This window comes from Pandoraea pnomenusa, from assembly GCF_000767615.3.
GTDB lineage: Bacteria > Pseudomonadota > Gammaproteobacteria > Burkholderiales > Burkholderiaceae > Pandoraea > Pandoraea pnomenusa.
Map to the genome: position 1 here is coordinate 3,773,862 of NZ_CP009553.3, position 17,186 is coordinate 3,791,047.

Genomic DNA, 17,186 nt, shown 5'->3' on the forward strand with positions numbered 1-17,186 from the left:
GCGGGGGATGGAACGAACCGGGCGCCGCGTCGATGACAGCCCCCGGAAGTGAACGAATCTTTACAGCAGCTTGCCCGGATTCATGATGCCGGCCGGATCGAAAACCGCCTTGATCTCGCGCATGAGGCGCAGCTCCAGCGGCGACTTGTACTTGGCGAAATAGTCGCGCTTGAGTTGCCCGATGCCATGCTCGGCACTGATGCTGCCGCCGTAACGGGCAACCTCATCGAGCACTTCGGCGGTGATCGCCTCGCCGTGCCGGGCCATGAAGTCGGGCGCCTCGCCCGCCGGGCGCGAAAGGTTGTAATGCAGATTGCCGTCGCCGAAGTGGCCGAAAATAAACGGACGCACCTGCGGGCAGACGCGGCGCACCCGTGTCAACGCACTCTCCATGAACGCCGGAATGGCTTCGATCGGCAGCGAGACGTCGTGTTTCAGGTGCGGGCCGTCGGCGCGCTGCGCCTCGGAAATCTCCTCGCGCAACTTCCACATTTCCTCGACCTGGCCAAGCGTGGACGACACCACGGCGTCGGCACAAAGATCGCGCTCGATGGCCGACTCGATCACGCGCTCGAGCAATGCCGCGAGCGCCGGCTCATCGTCCGTGTCGGCCAACTCGACCAGCACGTAGCCGGGGTGTCGTTCGCCAAAGGGCGCGCGAACGCCGGGCACGTGCGCCATCACGAGATCGACGCACTCGCCGGTGAAGAATTCGAACGCCTGCATGCGCGGCCCGCACGCGGCGAACAGCAGCTCGTACAGCGACAGCGCCTGGGCCGGCGACGCCACGGCGGCAATGACCACCTGGCGCACGGGCGTCGGCGCATATAGCCGCAACGCAGCGGCGGTGATGACCCCGAGCGTGCCTTCCGAGCCGATCAGCAACTGCTTCAGGTCATAACCGGTATTGTCCTTGCGCAGCGTGCGCAAGCCGTGAAGGATCTCTCCGTTCGGCAACACGGCCTCGACGCCGAGCACCAGTTCGCGCGTCATGCCATAACGCACGACGTTCACGCCGCCGGCATTGGTCGCGAGATTCCCGCCGAGCTGGCACGAGCCTTCGGCCGCCAGGCTGAGCGGGAGCAGTCGGTTCGCATCGCGCGCGGTGCGCTGCAGGTCTTCGAGAATGCAGCCAGCTTCGGCCACAAGCGTGTTGGCGATGGTGTCGAGACTACGCACGGCGTTCATGCGATCCAGACTGAGCACCACGTTGCGCGCGGACGCGTCGGGCGTCGCACCGCCACACAGGCCGGTATTGCCGCCGCGCGGCACCACGGGCGTGGCCGTGCTCTGACACAGCGCCAGCACCTTCGATACGTCGTCCACCGTGCGCGGGCGTACCACCGCCTGGGCGTTGCCGCGATACAGGCCGCGCCAGTCGGCGAGCCAGGGTGCGATGTCGTCAGGCGAGGTGAAGACGCTGTCGACACCGACCGCATCGATGAGACGTTGGGCAAAAGCGGAAAGAGTCATGGGTTCACGCGTCAGGGTTACGGTATGAGGCTTGCGCCACGGAGTACGGTTGCGCTCCAGGTTCAGGCCCGCGTGGGCGCAATCGCGCCGGTGATGACATCGCGTCCGGGCAACGTGAGCCCCAGACGCGCCGAAGCACGCAACAGATGCGAAAGTGACGCCGCCCGCGCCAGCAGCGGATCACGCGCCTTGATGGCGTTGAAGACCGCCACGTGCTCCTGGTGCACCTGCGCGGCCAGTCCCTCGTGACGCAGCGTGTTCTCGCGCGCTGTCTGCACGACTTGCCGGATTTGCAGATTCAGATACTGAAGCAGGTCAGCGTAGTACCGGTTGTGCGTGGCACGGGCGATGGCCGCGTGAAACGCGGTGTCGTACTCCACGCCGTTGTCCGCGTGATAGAGGTTCGTTTCGAGCTTTTCCAGAATGCCCGCCAAAAGCCGGATGTCTTCATCGGTGTGACGCACGGCGGCGAGCGCCGCAGCGGTGCTCTCGAGATCCAGACGCAACTCGTAGACGCTGGCAAGGTCCGCGGCGCTTTGTCCAACCGGCACCTGAAAGCCGCTCGAGGGCGTGCGCGACTTGACCGTCACTCCGGCGCCCTGACGGCTGTCGATCAGGCCCTGTGCACGCAGACGCTCAGTGACCTCTCGAATCACCGCCTGGCTTACGCCATAAGTCTCGGACAGTTGCTTGCCGGTGGGCAGCCGGCTGCCGATGGGGTACACGCCCTGTCGGATCGCGTCCTGCAACTGCTGAGCCACCTGCTCGGTCAGGGTTTTGGGCTTGGTTGTCATCCTCTCGCGTCGTCCCGTATTTTTCTGGTTTGCATGTTATATGAAAACTTTTCCTGAATTTCATCACGTTTACCCTAGGTCATGCACGGATCCCCAGGGCATGAAAAAGCGGCAGCGGAGAATCGTCTCCGCCGCCGCGCTTGCCCGTCCTTGCGAGTCGTGCGGATCAGAAGCCGATCAGCGCCTCGGTGACGTGATGCACGTTGGGCGGCGCAGCGAAGCAGTCGCTCACCAGCGCGCGCCACTGCGTGAAGGCTTCCGAGTTGCGGAAATCGACCGTGTGGTTCTCCAGCGTTTCCCACGTCACGACAAGGCTGTAATGCGTCGGCGCCTCGATGGACTTGAGCAGACGCATGCCGTGGCAGCCTTTCGCCCCCTTGAACAGCGGCGCGGCCTTCGTTACGCCCTGCTCGAATGCGGCTTCCGTGCCGGGTTTCACTTCGATCTGGGCAATTTCAAAGATCATGGGATTTCCTCAGTGGTTTGTGCGTGATGACGGTTGATGCGCGAAACGAGAACGCCCGATTCTATACCGCGCCTTGCGCTCACGCACCGCGCGCGATCACCACTCCCCCTTCATCCACATTGCACTGTCTCTGCAGCGTCATTTCGTCGGCGACGCGTCGGCCCGCCGGATACGTCGGATATGTCGGAAACGGCGGAAACGTCTGCCAATACCGCCGCCCCCTGCTGCCGGCCCGGCGATGCACGTCGATCGAACATGAGCGCGCTTAGCGGCACCATCGCCGTGCACTCTCGCATGCTCCCCGTCATATCACACAATAAAACACCTATATAAATCAACGCGTTGAAAAATCTGGCATCGCTCTTGCGTATCTCCTTTCTTCTTTCCGTCTGCACCAAAAGAGCACATTCATGCCCAATACCAATACACCCGGCGACGTGCTGTTCCTTCTGCTCGGCGCAATCCTGGTGCTTGCCATGCACGCCGGCTTTGCGTTCCTCGAGCTCGGCACCGTTCGCAAGAAAAACCAGGTCAACGCCCTCGTGAAGATCCTCACGGACTTTGCTGTCTCGGGGCTCGCGTACTTCTTCATCGGATATCCGCTCGCCTATGGCATCGACTTCTGGTCGGGCGCGGCAACCCTTGCGCAACACAACGGCTACGAGCTCGTTCGCTTCTTCTTCCTGCTCACCTTCGCCGCGGCGATTCCCGCCATCGTCTCTGGCGGCATTGCCGAACGCGCGAAGTTCCACCCGCAGTCGGTGGCGACGTTCTTCCTCGTGGGCGTGATCTATCCCTTCTTCGAGGGCATCGCCTGGAATGGGCACCTTGGCGTGCAGGACTGGCTCACGCACGCGTTCGGCGCGCCATTCCACGATTTCGCCGGTTCGGTCGTCGTGCACGCGGTCGGGGGTTGGATCGGACTGGCCGCCGTCGTGCATCTCGGCGCTCGGCATGGGCGCTACAACGGACAGGGGCAGGTCGCGGCGCACCCGCCGTCGTCGATTCCGTTCCTCGCCCTCGGGGCGTGGATTCTGATTGTCGGCTGGTTCGGATTCAACGTGATGAGCGCGCAGCGCGTGGGCGGCATTTCCGGTCTGGTCGCGGTGAACTCGCTCATGGCGATGGTCGGCGGCACGCTCGCGGCGATGTGGGTCGGCAAGGACGATCCCGGCTTCATTCACAACGGCCCGCTCGCCGGCCTCGTCGCCGTGTGCGCCGGGTCGGACGTCATGCATCCGTTGGGTGCGCTCGTCGTCGGCGCCATTGCCGGGGTGTTGTTCGTGAAGCTTTTCACCGTGACGCAGAACCGTCTTCACATCGACGACGTGCTGGGGGTGTGGCCGCTGCATGGTGTGTGCGGTGTCTGGGGCGGAATCGCCGCCGGACTGTTCGGGCAGACCTGGCTGGGCGGACTGGGCGGTGTGAGCTTCGTCGCGCAGGTCGTGGGCACGGTGATGGGCGTGGCGATTGCGTTCGCCGGCGGATATGTCGTCTACGGTGCGATCAAGCGCCTTGTGGGCCTGCGGCTCGACAATGAACAGGAATACTACGGCGCCGATCTGTCGATCCACAAGATCACGGCCACGCCAGAGCGGGAAACAAACTGGTAAGACCCGGCCGCGCGATACCGAGGTCGTCGCTGCGCGTGCGGCGGCGCCTCGATTCGCACCGCACGTCGCCGACGCGCGCCGACACGCACCGACACGCACCAATACGCGCCGCGGCATTACCGTCCGCGCGCTTGCCCTGCACGATCCACCCAGCCGCAGACCAGCAATAGCAGCGCAAGCGTGAGCGCAAGCATACAAACGCCGCTCCATCCGGCCCACGCCCACGCCGCGCCCGACAGCGCGGCGCCGAATGCCCCGCCAATGAAGAAGATACCCACGAAGAGCGCGTTCAGACGGCCGCGTGCCAATGGGTTGATGAGGTTGATCGCCCGACGCCCGAGCGTCTGATCGGTGATGACACCGGCGTCCAGCGCGGCAGCGCCCGCCACCAGCAGCCCAAGCGCCAGCCCCGGATGCGCCGCCGCCGAGAAGCCGCCCCAGCCCGCACCGGCCGCGCCCAGCATCAAGATCGCCGCAAGCATGACGAGATGCGCAACAATCTGCGTGGAGCGCCCGGCGCCCCGGTCGCCGAGATACCCCGCGAGCGGCGTCACGATCGCACCGGACGCGCCGGCAAGCGCAAATACTGCCACGCCACGCATGCCGAGCGAGAACGGCGGTTGCGCGAGCCGCAGCGCAATCGCCGTCCAGAAAGCGCTGAAGACACCGAGCGCCAGTGCCGCCTGCGTCGCTCGATGCCGCAACACCGGCTCGGTGCGAAGCAATGTCCACAGCGAGGCCAGGAGCGCCGGATAACGCGCGCCGATCCGCGGGGTGTGATCCGGCAGGCGGAAATACAGCACCACGGCAATCATTGCATCGGCCACCGCCTCCACACCATAGAACGCCCGCCAACCGAACGCCCCAGTGACAACACTTGCCAAGGGGCGCGATAGCAGAATGCCGATCATCAGTCCGCTCATCACATTGCCCACCGCGCGTCCACGTCGGTTCTCTGCCGCCATCGATGCAGCCATCGGCACGAGCATCTGGATCACGCTCGACGTTGCCCCCGCCAGGAATACCGATATCAGGAATACGACGCCGGAATGCGCCATCGACGAAACCGCGAGAAACGCCGCGCAACACGCGAGCGTTCTCACGACAAGACGCCGATTCTCGAGCAAATCGCATAGCGGCACGAGCAACAGCAAGCCGATCGCGTAACCCAACTGCGGCAATGTCGCGATGAGCCCGGCCAGCGACGCAGGCAGATGTAGCGACTGGCTGACCGGCCCGATCAGCGGTTGCGCCGCCGACAGGTTCACGACAATAACGCCCACGGTTCCCGCGAAAAATACGGTCTGCGCTCTCGTTAGGGAACCGAACGTTTCGGTCGATGACGACGCGGCAGTCGAAGGCGCTGCGGCAGCAGCGATATGTTGCGCACAAACAGAGGGACCCCTGGACATTTTTTCCGATCCTGCGAGTGACGTTGCGGCCAATTGTAGGAACGCGTTTGCTATGCCACAATTCAATAATGTTCATATTTATTATGCGAGTTTGTTTTGAACACACACGACTTGCAGGCATTCGTCGCCGTCGTCGAGAGTGAGTCGATGGTGAAGGCGTCCGAGAAGTTGTTTCTGACCCAGCCTGGATTGACGCGCCGCGTGCAAAATCTGGAAAGGACACTCGGCATGGAGCTTCTCGACCGTCAGAGCAAGCCGCTCAAACCGACGGCGGTAGGTAATGAGGTGTACGGCCTCGCGCGCTCGGTATTGCGCGCCGTCGACGACCTGATGGCGGTGGCCTCGCACGAACGCGAGCCGACCGGCGAGTTTCGGATCGGGGTGCCGCCCTTTCTCTCCGAACTTGCGCTGGCGCAGCCGATCGACCGCTTGCGCGAGGCATTTCCGAGACTGACGCTGCGGGTGACGGCGGGATGGTCTCCGGGACTATTGCAGAGTCTCGAGCGCGCGAAGGTCGATGCTGCGGTTGTCTTGATGCCTGAACATGCTCCGCTGCCGGAGGGCCTGCAAGCCTCATGCCTCGCACAAAAGCCGACCGTAGTCGTCGCGCCCAGCACGCTGTGCTTGCCGGACTCCCCCATAACGCTTGCCGCGCTGTCCCGCTATCCGTGGGTTCTCAACCAGGACGGCTGCGGCATGCGTTCGGCATTGAGCCGCGCGGTGTCGGCCGCGGGCCTGCCGTTCAATGTCGCGGTGGAAGCCTTCGGCTCGGAACTGCAACTCTCGCTCGTGGCGCGCGGCATGGGCGTGGGACTCGTCGCACCTGAAGCGCTCGCGCGCAGTCCGCATCTCGACGCCCTGCAAATTGTCGACGTTGTTGACTTTCAGAGCCGACTGAATGTTTGGCTCGTGCATGGCGCGCTGCCCAAACGTTTGATGCGTCCGATCGCACTGATGCGCGAAGCGTTACTCGAAGCGCTTGAACACGATACCGCTGAACTGCCCACGACACGTCCGGCCAACGCCGGCCCCCGTAAGCCGCGAGCCGGGGCAATGGCAGATCGGACGCGCAAACGCGCATGAAATTCGCTGGCGCAGCATACGGAACCACACGTGCCAGGCCTCGATATTCCGTCATGACGTCGTCGCCATCGAAACCATCATGAGGGCCGAACGATGCCCGGCAAGGCGTGCTTGGAAAGTGGGCGACGACACGACTGGGCCTCGCGATCGGTTGCGCAGGCGAACGCGCGTTGCCCGGGTCCGGGATGCCCTATGTCACGCCGGGCGTCGAGCTCGATGTACACCACGCCGTCCCGCGTTCGGGCGAGCCCTGCCGGATCGGTCGAGGTCGCCGCCGCGGCCCCGTCGTCGTCTTCCCGGCGCGCGGCGGCCATCAGGCGTTCCGGCAGCGCCGAGCTCCAGTGCTGATAGGACAGCAGCAGACGATACGAAGCACGTAACGGCGTGGTGCTCACACTCTCCCAGGCGCAGCCCGTCCACCGGCGACCCCACGCACTTTCCGCCGGGCTCGCACTGAGCGCCTCCCGATCGCCGTCCCGATACCTGTGGCAACGCACGCCGAATGCCTCGCAAGCCAGCGCGATCCGGCTCGCGCTCAATGTTTCGCACGAAGCTAGCAAGTGCTCGCGCAAGGCTTCATGCGCGGCAATCGTCGCGAGCAGCGCCGTGTCGCAATGTGTGGCCAGGCTTGCGACCCGATCGGCACGCACCATGGTTGACACGCGCATGTCCTCGGGAACCTGCGCCAGCCGCGTGCAAAGCGATTGCCACCGCCGTGTGAGCCCCTGCGCGTCGATTGTGAACGCCTCGGTGCGCGCCCATGTCCCGAGCAGGCTGGTCACCGCACGGCAGGAATCGAGCATGAGGCCGGCCACCCGCAGTATGCCGCGATAGCCGTCGTTCGCGGCAGAGGTCGCCGAGAACCACGATGGTATCCAGAGACCCAACCGGGCAGGCGGCACCGCGGTATTGGCTACGGTGAAGAGTGTTGCCACGTCGCGCGCGCGGGTGAGCGTGCCAAGCGTGTCCCGCCAGGATGATCGCAACGCCGCCGACGGCGGGCGCGACGCAGAGTGCCGCGGCGTCGGCGACACGAGACAGGCTTCGAGCAGCCGGCACCCCGCTTCCATGCGCTTGAGCACTTCGTCGACCGCATGGTGGCGAATCAATGTGGGCGACCCGAGCGATTGCGTGACAGCGCCCTTGGCACCCTCGAACGCCAGGAGTGTCCAGTCGGCCCACGGTACGCCGAACGGCGTGTTCGCCACCGCCGCCCCCACCACCGCATCGGGCGGCCCGTCCGTGCGATAAAAGCACGCGGCGAGGATCGCCAGCATCGACAGATTGCCCGCCAACGACAGCGCGTCACGTGCCGCGCGAAAGCGCCATCCCCGTTCCCCGGTGGACGCGAGGCTCTCCAGCCACCGGTTCACATCACGGCACATCGCATCGATTCCGCCCCGCCCGATCGAATCCGCATTTTCGTGAGTGGGCGCCAACATCGCCTCGACCTGCGCCAAATTTCGCGCCGCTCGTGCGTCGCGTTGGTGAGCGAGCGCAAACTCCGGGCGATAAAACTGCTGGCAGGCACCGGTCGTCGCCCACAGGCCCGCCCAGGCAGCGCTGAACGCGCGCGCCAGCGCCGGATCGAGCCCCGGCGAAGACGTCGATGCGCGGCGTTCGGCGTGACACGTCGCGCTGTTGCCGATGTCGACGCGCCCATTCGTCACCCCCTTCACCCCCTCGCCAGGGCCGCCTCGCTGTGCGCGATGCTGTACTGAGGCCTCGCGCCGGCTCGCCGGCGCGACACCCGCCCAGCCCGACGTCGTTGCGTACTGCTGATACTCCATGACACCCCCCCATCGCGTCGTCACCGGCGCACCGGCAAAGCGCCGACTATAGGCAGGCGGCATCGAACACGCGGCACCTCGTCGAGCGGCAACGCGGGCATTGCCCGGCACGTCGCGCCGATGACCCAAGTCGCAACGCCAGGTGCCCACCCCAGCGAGCACACACTTACGCAGATTGCGCAACACCATGGCGGCCGGCCCCTCGCCAAGTGCCAATGCGTCGCGGTAGACTTTCGGGCAACTGACGTTCGCGGTCGTCCTACGCGCACCGAGCTCCTGATCCGTCCTTATGTCGACAGCCTCCACACCTGCATCCGCCTCCGCCACCGCGGAGTCCGCCGCAACGGCCGCGTCCCTGCTGCCACTCGTGGCGCTCACGCCCGACGACATTCCGCTCGGCGAAGCGTTGCCCTGGGCCATTGTCGATCGCAACGGCGAGCCATTGCTGGCGCAAGGCGACATCGTGCCGACAGCGGCCGGACGCGATTGGCTCTTCGTCTCGTTCGCGCCGCATCGCGTGGCGAATCTCGGGACGGACAACACGACGGGCAGCGACGCCGCGTCGCCCCCGCAAGTGCTCACTGACAACACGCCAGCGCCGCAGTACGGACTCAACGACCTCAATCTGCGCCCCGGCGACTGGCTACAGATCCAGTTGCCGCCGGGCGTCGGGTCACAGCGGGTGCGTACGCGCGTGATCGGTCATGCACCCAATCACATGCTCTTCGTGACCACGCCGACGGGACGCGCCGCCCCCCCTACCCTCCAACCGAGCGAGCGGCTCGAACTATGGACGTTCTCGGGCGAGGACATCTTTCACTTCGTCTGCACGGTGGAACGTGTCGAGCGCGCACCTTTCGATTACGTGGTGCTCTCGGCGCCCGCACAGATTCGCCGCAAGGTATTGCGGCGCTCGCAGCGCGTGCCCGCCAGACTGATTGTCTCGGTGCAATCGGCGGCCGCAGGCGAGGCGCACCAGTTGGCGTTGTTGCAGGATGTCAGCGCCGAAGGCGTGTCGCTGCTGGCCAACGAACCGCTGGGCACCCCCGGCGACACGTTGCAGCTCGCGTTTCGCGTACGCGTGGGCGACATCGACATGCCGATCGCTGCCACAGGCACGATTCGGGGCGTGCAGCAAGGCGACGACGGTCATCTGCACGGCATCGAACTACCCATGCTGGAGCCGGCGCATTACGTGGCGCTCAAATGCTATGTGTACGAACGCCTGCTCGCGCTCGGGGGGGCGTGATGGCAAAGCCGAAGTCGGCAGACGCCGAACGACCCCGCACGCTCGCCAGCCAGACGCTCTTTCGAGGACTCGACATCGTCGAGGCGGTCGCCGCCGGCATCGACACCGTGCCGGCGCTCTCCGCGCATACCGGCATCACGCCGTCGACCACGCATCGCATCGCCTCGGCGCTCGTGCACGCAGGGTATCTGCGCTTCGAGCCACGCCGTGGTTATCGGCTCGGCAACAAGCTCATCGAACTGGGTTTTCTCGCGTATCGACAGATCGATTTGCCGCGCCTGGCCCGGCCGGCACTGGAACGCCTTGCCAGCGACACACAGGACACGGTGCATCTGGCAGTCGCGGACGGTTGGGAGGTGATGTACCTGGACAAGCTGCCAGGACAGCGCGCGGTGGAAATCAGCTCGCGTATCGGCGGACGCAAGCCGATCTGCGTCACAGGCGTGGGCAAGGCGCTGCTGATCGACAAGACGGAAGACGATTGGCGCGCCCAGCTCGATCACTATCGGACACAGTCGCCGTCGCATCCGGTCGATACCGAAACATGGCTCGCGCGCATGCACGATTACGCGCGCCTGGGCTATGCCTTCGATCTCGAGGACGACACGCCGCAGATTCGCTGCGTGGCCGCACCGGTCTATGACGCGAGTCAGCGAATCGTGGCCGCCATCAGCGTATCGAGCACGACGAAATACATGAGCCGCGAGCGCATGCAGGAGCTCGTGCCGCGCGTGAAGGACGCCGCCGCGCAGATCAGCCGTCAGCTCGGCTGGTCCGGCGACGCGCGCTGACAGGCCTCGCTTCGGGACACATGCCGGATCGGCGCAGCGATCCCCACGTACCCGGGACGAACGGCGCAAACCGTGGCGTCCGGTATCCCCTCACCGCCGGTTCCGCCGGAACCCGGCATCACTCCGGCGCGCGGAGCAACCGGCCGAGCGCAGGTGGCATGCCCGCATTGGGCTTGGACGGCGGACGCTGAAAGCTCCCCTGCATCGCCGCCCCGGGTTGCAGCGCAACCAGCGACTCACAATGCCGCACGGCGCTCGATACGCCATCGACGACCGGCACCGGAATTCGGTTACGCAACGTGCGGGCCAATCCGGCCAGCGGCGCGCCTGCAACCACGATCACATCAGCGCCGTCTTCGTCGACCGCTTGCCGGGTGAGCGCAATGAGTCGTTCGGCGTGATCCTCCTGAACCGTCGCAATGTCCCGCAACGGCGATGTCAGACTGCGAATGCTCGCCAGCCGCGAAGCGAGTCCGTTCGCTTCCACGCATTCCCGATACCACGCCTGGATGCGATGCGAGATGGCGATGATCGAGAACCGCGCCCCCAGCAGGCAGGCGCTCGCCAGCGCGGCCTCGGTCATGCCGATGACGGGCACGTCGAACAGTTCCTTGAGCCCGCCCAGTCCCGGGTCGCCGAACGCCGCCACGACCAGCCCATCAAACGTGCCGGCCTGCTCCGCTGCCGCGCACGCCGTGGCGTAGCCCCCGACCAGCGCTTCGAACCGCGTTTCGATGTAGGCGACACCGAAGGCCGCCGTGGCGAACGACAACGCCGTATCGGGCGACGCCGCACGGCGTGCTTCGGCTTCGATGAGTGCCGTCACACTGGTGGAGATGTTGGGATTTACCACGAGTAGGCGCATAGCCGCTCCTGCAAGTTGCGTCGATTGACGTGAGGCCGGCGTTACACCAGCGACGGGCTGCCTGCCGGCAGAAAATGACCTCGCCCGGCAGCGGGTTCCAGATACTGCCCATTGGCGACCAACTGTTCGCCTCTCGAGAAGCAATGCATCGGCCAGCCCGTGACTTCGCGCCCCTCGTAGGGCGTGTAGTCGACGGCGTGATGCAACTGCGCGTTGCGAATGGTCATGCGCGCATCGGGGTCCCACAGCACGATGTCGGCGTCCGCGCCCACCGCGATCGTGCCCTTGCGCGGATACAACCCATAGAGGCGCGCGGGTCGATATGCCGTCAGCTCGACGAACTGATGAAGCGAGATTCGTCCCTGCCGCACGCCATCGAACAGCAACGGCAGACGCGTTTCGATGCCGGGAATGCCATTCGGGATATGCTCGAACGACTGTGGCTTGCCGCCTGGCTTCTTGCCCTGCGGGTCTTCGTAGTTGAACGGCGCGTGGTCGGACGAAAACACGGAGAACACGCCTTGCCGGAGCGCCTTCCAGACGGCCTCCTGATTATCGGTGTCCCGTGGCGGCGGACTGCACACGCATTTCGCGCCGGCATAACCGTCGTCGCCCGGATGCCCCATGTCTTCGGCACTCAGATAGAGATACTGCGGACACGTTTCGGCGAGGATCTGCATGCCCCGGCCCTGTGCCCAGCGGATCTGTCCGATGGCCTCCTTGCCAGAGACATGCACGATGAGGATCGGCACGTCGACCAGTTCGGCAAAGGTGATCGCGCGGTGCGTGGCTTCGCGCTCGACGGCGGCCGGCCGCGCGAGGCCGTGAAACTTCGGGGCGATGCGTCCCTGCCCCACGAGCTTGTCCGTCAGCCACGCGATGCAGTCGGCATTCTCCGCGTGCACCATCACCAGCGCATTGTGCTCGCGAGCGACGGACAGTACTTCCAGAATCTCGCGGTCGGAGAGCTTGAGATCGTCGTAGGTCATGTAGATCTTGAACGACGTATAGCCTTCCTGAATCAATTGCGGCAACTCCTCGCGCAACACCGTCTCCGTCGGGTCCGACACGATCAGGTGGAAGCTGTAATCGGCAACGGCGCGCCCATGCGCACGGCGATGGTAGTCCTCGACCGCGGCGCGCAGCGAGCCGCCTTTTTCCTGCGCCGCGAACGGGATCACCGTGGTCGTGCCGCCACAAACGGCCGCACGCGTACCGGTATGGAAGTCGTCGGCCATGCGCAGCCCGTCCGGCATCGGCTGGTCGAGATGGCAGTGACCGTCCACGCCGCCGGGAAGTGCCAGCAGCCCGGTCGCATCGATCTCGCGCGCCCCACCGGCAAGGTGTTTGCCCAAGGCCGTGATCACACCGTCGCGCACGCCGATGTCGCATTGAAAGCGGTCGGACGCCGTCACGACGTCGGCGTGACGAATGACCAGATCGAAGGTGTCGCCCATTGCCTTATGCTCCTTCGGTAAACAGTTGTCCCCAGCCGCGCAGCTCACGCGGGTCGATCCCCGCGAGCTGCATCGACTTCCAGATGACGGTCGAGATCGTGTCGTACATCGGGATGCCGGTCCTCGCTTCGAGGTCGCGCGCGAGCGGCGCCGCATGCAGATTGGTGCAGAAGGTCGTGATCGCCTGCGGACGCGACTGCGCGACTTCGCCGACAAGACGCGACAGGGTCTCGCCGCTGACCTCCGAGAACTCGAAGTTCCTGCTCAGGCTCAGATGGCGCTCCGACGTGCACCGAATGCCCATGCGCGCGTAGTTCGCGACGATGCGTTGCTGCACGTCTTCCAAATAGGGCGTAACGAGCCCCAGTTCGGTCACACCGGTGCGCGTCAGAATTTCGTTGAGCGCGAGCACCGACGTGGTGGCGGGAATGCCGGTCGTCTCGGTGATCTGCCGGCACAGCGCCTCGTCCGTCTCGAACCCCAGCCAGCCGGCGGACGTGCCGTTCCACGCGATGACGTCGACCTGCGCGTCGGCGAGCAGTCGCGCCGCATCGAGAATCTTGGGCAGGTCGAATTGCCCCAGGGCGCTCGCCCCGAGCGAAATCTCGGTGACGCGAAAGCGCGAGAAGTGAACCGACACATTGTCGAGTCCCGACACCATCGCGCTCGTGATCGGCTCGAGCGCCGTGTTCGAGGACGGCGTGAGCATGCCAAGCAGCTTTCTTTTTTTCGTCGTCATGGTCTTACCTGAAGCACGGAGATCGGCCAACGGACAGGCTGGCCGATCGTGGTTTGAAAAGGTTGCGCAACTGTCAGACGGGCAGCTTGCGTTCGTAGTCGATCAGCGTGGAGCACACGAACAGGCCAACGCCGGCGGCCGCGAAGAACATCAGGGCGAGGAAGTACGAACCCGTGGTCTGCACGATGAGGCCGACGATCAGCGGGACCGAAATACCGCCGATGTTGCCGCCGAGATTCATCACTCCCCCGAGGAAACCCACCTTGTGGCGCGTGCCGAGAATCGACGGAATGCACCAGTACAGCCCGCACCAGCGAAGGAAGAAGAGCGTGGAGGACAGCAGTGCGACCGTCGCGACATCGCTCTTGACATAGGCCACGGAAAAGATCGAAACGGTCGCGACGATCGCGGCGATGCCGAACAGGGTGCGCATGACCTTATTGGCGGACCCGCCCGCGGCTTTCCACTTGTCGCCGATCCAGCCGCCAAGCAACTCGCCGACGAAGCCGCAGAAGAAGATCACGAAACTCGCACCACCCATTTGCCGGATATCGAATCCGTGCACCTTGTGGAGGTAGTTCGGCATCCAGGTCAGCAAGCCGTAAAAGACGGTGTTGAAACACATCCAGCCGAGGGCCATGCACCATACGGAACGGTACTTGAAGAAGTCGAGCGAGCGGCCGGAGAGATTGGCGGGTTCGGCCTGATGTTCGCTCGCCTGCGCCTGTTCGATATGGGTCGCTTCCTCGTCGTTCACGCCCGGGTGTTCGCGAGGGGTGTTGCGGATATAGCGCCACGCGACGTATCCGGCGAGCACCGTCCCGACACCGGCAACCACGAACGCCAGACGCCAGGATCCCAACAGCGTGATGAGCCACGTGATGATGATGGCCCCGAGCGCGGCGCCGAGCGGAGCGCCGCCGTCGAGCAGCGTTGCCCCGCGCCCGCGTTCATGCTGCGTCATCCAGATTGCGTTCAGCTTCCCGCCCGCCGGATAAATCGGCGCTTCGGCCGCGCCAAGCCCGAATCGCGTGAGCAGCAACGACGTGGCGCTCGTGCAGAACGCGGCCGCGGCCTGGAAGATCCCCCAGAAAACGGTCGCCAGCGCGATCACGATCCGGGGTTTGTATTTGTCCGCCAGCATACCCCCTGGAATCTGCATCACCGCATAGGTCCAGAAGAAGCCGCTCAGAATCAGCCCTTCCATCGCGGGCGTGAGATCGAACTCCTTGGCAATCAACGGCATGGCCACAGACAACGATGCCCGATCGATGTAGTTGATCGAGATCAGACACAACATCAAGAAAAAAATCTTCCAGCGCACGGCACTTTTTGCAGTTGCCAAAGTGGCGACCCTACCTGTCGACTGCATGGTGACTCTCCCGAGTAGATGACCTGAATACGATTCGTCGCGCGACTTGGGATGGAGTATAGGATCTGTAATCTGTAATTACAATATCGGTAAATAATTGATTTTATTAGACTTGATTTAGGGAATTCCCTATATGGTAGGATATTTATGACACTGCTAAACACGCCAGAGACCGTGACCCTTCCCCTTCAGAAATCCCATAAGCTCCGCACGCTGGGCATGGCAGCCGAGATCACGGCGCGCCTGCGCATGATGATCGAGGAAGGTGAATTGCCGCCCGGTGAGCGCATCGACGAAAAGGCCCTTTGCGAGCTGTTCGATGTCTCCAAGACCCCATTGCGCGAAGCGCTGAAGACGCTGGTCTCGGAAGGTCTTGTGCTGCACCGGCAATACATCGGATATCGCGTGGCGCCGCTGGATCTCGAGGAGCTCCGGGCCACGTTCGAGACGCTTCACGGGCTCGAGCACATGGCGGGTGAACTGGCGGCCCGGCGTCTGACCGACAAGGCGCTTGCCGCCATCGAGAAGCAGCACGGCCAGATGCTCGATGCGCACGGCAAGGGCCTGCGCACCGAGTACTTTCGAACCAATCAGGCGATCCATCAGATGATCGTCGATGGCGCCGGCAACCCGGTGCTGGCGTCGATCTACGCAAGTCTGATGAGCAAAGTGCATCGGGCGCGCGGCGCCGCCAACGCGGACATGTCGCGATGGCAGGCCTCGCATGAGGAGCACGACGAGATCATCGCGGCGCTGCGCGAACCCGGCCGTCCGCGTCTGGCGGAGGTACTGCGGGCGCACTCGGAAAACACGGCGCGGGAAGTGCTGAGCGTGGTGGCGGAAGCCATCCGGCACGGCGCGCAGCGCAACGCGGAAAAAGCGGGCTAGGCGTCAGAAGACGGGCAAACGGAAGGGTGCGAGCCTGCACATGGCACGAGCGCACGAGCGCGCCACGCGTCGTCGCACCGCGCTCAGACGATCATCGCCTCGCCCATGCGAACCTGGCAGCCGGCAGACCAGTCCGGGCTGAACCGTCCCATCCCCGGCGGCACGAGCAGCACCACCGTCGAGCCGAGCTGGAAGTGCCCCATCTCCTCGCCCTGCTTCAGGAAAACGTCGCGCTGCGCATAATCCCACGTACTCACGCCCGCTGCCCCACCACCGCTGCGCGGATTGACAATGCCATGCCACACGGTCGCGATGCTTCCGACGATCGCCGCGCCGACCAGCACCATGGCGAAAGGCCCCTGCGGAGAATCGAAGTCGCATACGACACGCTCGTTGCGCGCGAACAGGGCGTCGACGCCACGCGCGGTCGCGGGGTTCACCGAGTAAAGCGCCCCCGGCACGTGTCGCATCGAGCGAAGCCGCCCGTCGCACGGCATGTGGATGCGGTGGTAATCACGCGGGCTCAGGTAAATCGTGGCGAACTGGCCGTCGTTGAAACGACTCGCCTGCGCGGGGTCGCCGGCCAGCAGCGCGCCGCTGCCGAACGTTTTGCCCTTGGCCTGAAAAATCTGGTCATGTGCGATCGTGCCGAACTGACTGACCGCGCCATCGGCCGGGCAGATCATCTGCGCCGAAGCGAGCGGGCGCGCACCGGGGCGCAGTGCCCGGGTAAAGAAGTCGTTGAAGGTCGTGTACGCCTCGGGCGCCTGCCGCTGAGCCTCCGTCATGTCGACACCGTAGCGGGCAATGAAGCGCCGAATCACCCAGGGCGTCACGGCACCCAGGCGCCGATTCGCCAGGCAGCCGAACGCACGCGTCATGAGCGTTTTGGGCAAGACATGTTGTAGCAATACGAATGCGCGGTCGGACACAGGTGGATTTCCTAGGTATCGATCAGGGTACGAAGTCATGCGGCGCCTGGCGGCATCGGTGCCGAATTTACCATCGGCGCGATTATGCACAATCGGCGAGCGCCGCAGCGCACTTTCGACCAAAGTTCGCGATTATCCCGGAAATCCGCCAACGTTCTCGCATTTTGGCGATGGGGGGCGTTTTGCGTTGCGAAGCGAGGTCGACGAGCCGCACGATAGCCGCCTGCCGGGCACGTGGCGGGCACATGGCGAGCACGCGGCG

At 64.7% G+C, this 17,186-nt stretch carries 15 protein-coding genes; 5 read left to right on the forward strand and 10 right to left on the reverse strand.

Annotated elements, in window-relative coordinates; genetic code table 11:
* Positions 1-60 precede the first annotated feature (60 nt).
* The 3 genes from LV28_RS40920 to LV28_RS40930 form a co-directional block, all read right to left on the reverse strand.
* Complete coding sequence (locus LV28_RS40920) at positions 61-1,473, reverse strand: FAD-binding oxidoreductase (RefSeq protein ID WP_038620468.1); 1,413 nt, start codon at positions 1,471-1,473, stop codon at positions 61-63.
* 62 nt (positions 1,474-1,535) lie between these two features.
* On the reverse strand, positions 1,536-2,267 hold the full coding sequence (locus LV28_RS40925) for a FadR/GntR family transcriptional regulator (RefSeq protein ID WP_023596976.1): 732 nt from the start codon (positions 2,265-2,267) through the stop codon (positions 1,536-1,538).
* A gap of 166 nt (positions 2,268-2,433) precedes the next feature.
* Complete coding sequence (locus tag LV28_RS40930; protein ID WP_023596977.1) at positions 2,434-2,733, reverse strand: antibiotic biosynthesis monooxygenase family protein; 300 nt, start codon at positions 2,731-2,733, stop codon at positions 2,434-2,436.
* Between the two features lie 410 nt (positions 2,734-3,143).
* Between LV28_RS40930 and LV28_RS40935 the strand changes: the two genes are divergently transcribed.
* Entirely contained in the window at positions 3,144-4,346 is a 1,203-nt protein-coding gene (locus LV28_RS40935; protein WP_023873560.1) for an ammonium transporter, read from the forward strand.
* Positions 4,347-4,462: 116 nt separating this feature from the next.
* On the opposite strand, the gene LV28_RS40940 is transcribed toward LV28_RS40935, so the two are convergent.
* The gene (locus tag LV28_RS40940) at positions 4,463-5,758 is read right to left on the reverse strand and encodes an MFS transporter (protein WP_038620465.1); all 1,296 of its coding nucleotides are present in this window, start codon (positions 5,756-5,758) and stop codon (positions 4,463-4,465) included.
* A gap of 96 nt (positions 5,759-5,854) precedes the next feature.
* Between LV28_RS40940 and LV28_RS40945 the strand changes: the two genes are divergently transcribed.
* Positions 5,855-6,841 (forward strand): LysR family transcriptional regulator, encoded by a 987-nt coding sequence (locus LV28_RS40945; protein WP_081326919.1) that lies wholly within the window; start codon positions 5,855-5,857, stop codon positions 6,839-6,841.
* 77 nt (positions 6,842-6,918) lie between these two features.
* Here the strand turns inward: LV28_RS40945 and LV28_RS40950 are convergent, their stop codons facing one another.
* Positions 6,919-8,958 carry a hypothetical protein gene (locus LV28_RS40950; RefSeq protein ID WP_155765759.1) on the reverse strand — a complete coding sequence of 680 codons (2,040 nt, stop codon included), beginning with the start codon at positions 8,956-8,958 and terminating at the stop codon, positions 6,919-6,921.
* Here LV28_RS40950 and LV28_RS40955 point away from each other — a divergent pair.
* Both LV28_RS40955 and LV28_RS40960 read left to right on the forward strand, forming a co-directional pair.
* A complete protein-coding gene (locus LV28_RS40955; RefSeq protein WP_081326920.1) occupies positions 8,921-9,880 on the forward strand; it encodes a flagellar brake protein in 960 nt (319 codons plus the stop codon). The two genes, LV28_RS40950 and LV28_RS40955, sit on opposite strands and share 38 nt — an antisense overlap.
* Positions 9,880-10,671, forward strand: coding sequence for an IclR family transcriptional regulator (locus LV28_RS40960; protein WP_038620458.1), 792 nt, complete (start codon positions 9,880-9,882; stop codon positions 10,669-10,671). The genes LV28_RS40955 and LV28_RS40960 overlap by 1 nt, the downstream gene beginning before the upstream one ends.
* Before the next feature lie 118 nt (positions 10,672-10,789).
* Here the strand turns inward: LV28_RS40960 and LV28_RS40965 are convergent, their stop codons facing one another.
* From LV28_RS40965 to LV28_RS40980, 4 genes are all read right to left on the reverse strand, one after another.
* Entirely contained in the window at positions 10,790-11,536 is a 747-nt protein-coding gene (locus LV28_RS40965; RefSeq protein WP_038620455.1) for an aspartate/glutamate racemase family protein, read from the reverse strand.
* Positions 11,537-11,577: 41 nt separating this feature from the next.
* Positions 11,578-12,993: a dihydropyrimidinase gene (gene hydA / locus LV28_RS40970; RefSeq protein ID WP_038620453.1), complete on the reverse strand. Its 1,416-nt coding sequence runs from the start codon at positions 12,991-12,993 to the stop codon at positions 11,578-11,580.
* Positions 12,994-12,997: 4 nt separating this feature from the next.
* A complete protein-coding gene (locus LV28_RS40975; protein WP_038620450.1) occupies positions 12,998-13,732 on the reverse strand; it encodes a maleate cis-trans isomerase family protein in 735 nt (244 codons plus the stop codon).
* Between the two features lie 73 nt (positions 13,733-13,805).
* A complete protein-coding gene (locus LV28_RS40980) occupies positions 13,806-15,104 on the reverse strand; it encodes an MFS transporter (RefSeq protein WP_025249502.1) in 1,299 nt (432 codons plus the stop codon).
* 147 nt (positions 15,105-15,251) lie between these two features.
* Here LV28_RS40980 and LV28_RS40985 point away from each other — a divergent pair, with 147 nt between their 5' ends.
* Positions 15,252-15,992 (forward strand): GntR family transcriptional regulator, encoded by a 741-nt coding sequence (locus LV28_RS40985; protein ID WP_023596986.1) that lies wholly within the window; start codon positions 15,252-15,254, stop codon positions 15,990-15,992.
* A gap of 83 nt (positions 15,993-16,075) precedes the next feature.
* Here LV28_RS40985 and asd read toward each other — a convergent pair whose 3' ends face one another.
* Positions 16,076-16,924, reverse strand: a complete 849-nt coding sequence (asd, locus tag LV28_RS40990; RefSeq protein WP_023596987.1) for an archaetidylserine decarboxylase — start codon at positions 16,922-16,924, stop codon at positions 16,076-16,078.
* Positions 16,925-17,186 lie beyond the last annotated feature (262 nt).

What these genes read in the sequence shown, in the direction of transcription:
- LV28_RS40920 (WP_038620468.1), bottom strand. Translation starts at nt 1,473, where the DNA reads ATGACTCTTTCCGCTTTTGCCCAACGTCTCATCGATGCGGTCGGTGTC.
- LV28_RS40925 (WP_023596976.1), bottom strand. Translation starts at nt 2,267, where the DNA reads ATGACAACCAAGCCCAAAACCCTGACCGAGCAGGTGGCTCAGCAGTTG.
- LV28_RS40930 (WP_023596977.1), bottom strand. Translation starts at nt 2,733, where the DNA reads ATGATCTTTGAAATTGCCCAGATCGAAGTGAAACCCGGCACGGAAGCC.
- LV28_RS40935 (WP_023873560.1), top strand. Translation starts at nt 3,144, where the DNA reads ATGCCCAATACCAATACACCCGGCGACGTGCTGTTCCTTCTGCTCGGC.
- LV28_RS40940 (WP_038620465.1), bottom strand. Translation starts at nt 5,758, where the DNA reads ATGTCCAGGGGTCCCTCTGTTTGTGCGCAACATATCGCTGCTGCCGCA.
- LV28_RS40955 (WP_081326920.1), top strand. Translation starts at nt 8,921, where the DNA reads ATGTCGACAGCCTCCACACCTGCATCCGCCTCCGCCACCGCGGAGTCC.
- LV28_RS40960 (WP_038620458.1), top strand. Translation starts at nt 9,880, where the DNA reads ATGGCAAAGCCGAAGTCGGCAGACGCCGAACGACCCCGCACGCTCGCC.
- LV28_RS40965 (WP_038620455.1), bottom strand. Translation starts at nt 11,536, where the DNA reads ATGCGCCTACTCGTGGTAAATCCCAACATCTCCACCAGTGTGACGGCA.
- hydA (WP_038620453.1), bottom strand. Translation starts at nt 12,993, where the DNA reads ATGGGCGACACCTTCGATCTGGTCATTCGTCACGCCGACGTCGTGACG.
- LV28_RS40975 (WP_038620450.1), bottom strand. Translation starts at nt 13,732, where the DNA reads ATGACGACGAAAAAAAGAAAGCTGCTTGGCATGCTCACGCCGTCCTCG.
- LV28_RS40980 (WP_025249502.1), bottom strand. Translation starts at nt 15,104, where the DNA reads ATGCAGTCGACAGGTAGGGTCGCCACTTTGGCAACTGCAAAAAGTGCC.
- LV28_RS40985 (WP_023596986.1), top strand. Translation starts at nt 15,252, where the DNA reads ATGACACTGCTAAACACGCCAGAGACCGTGACCCTTCCCCTTCAGAAA.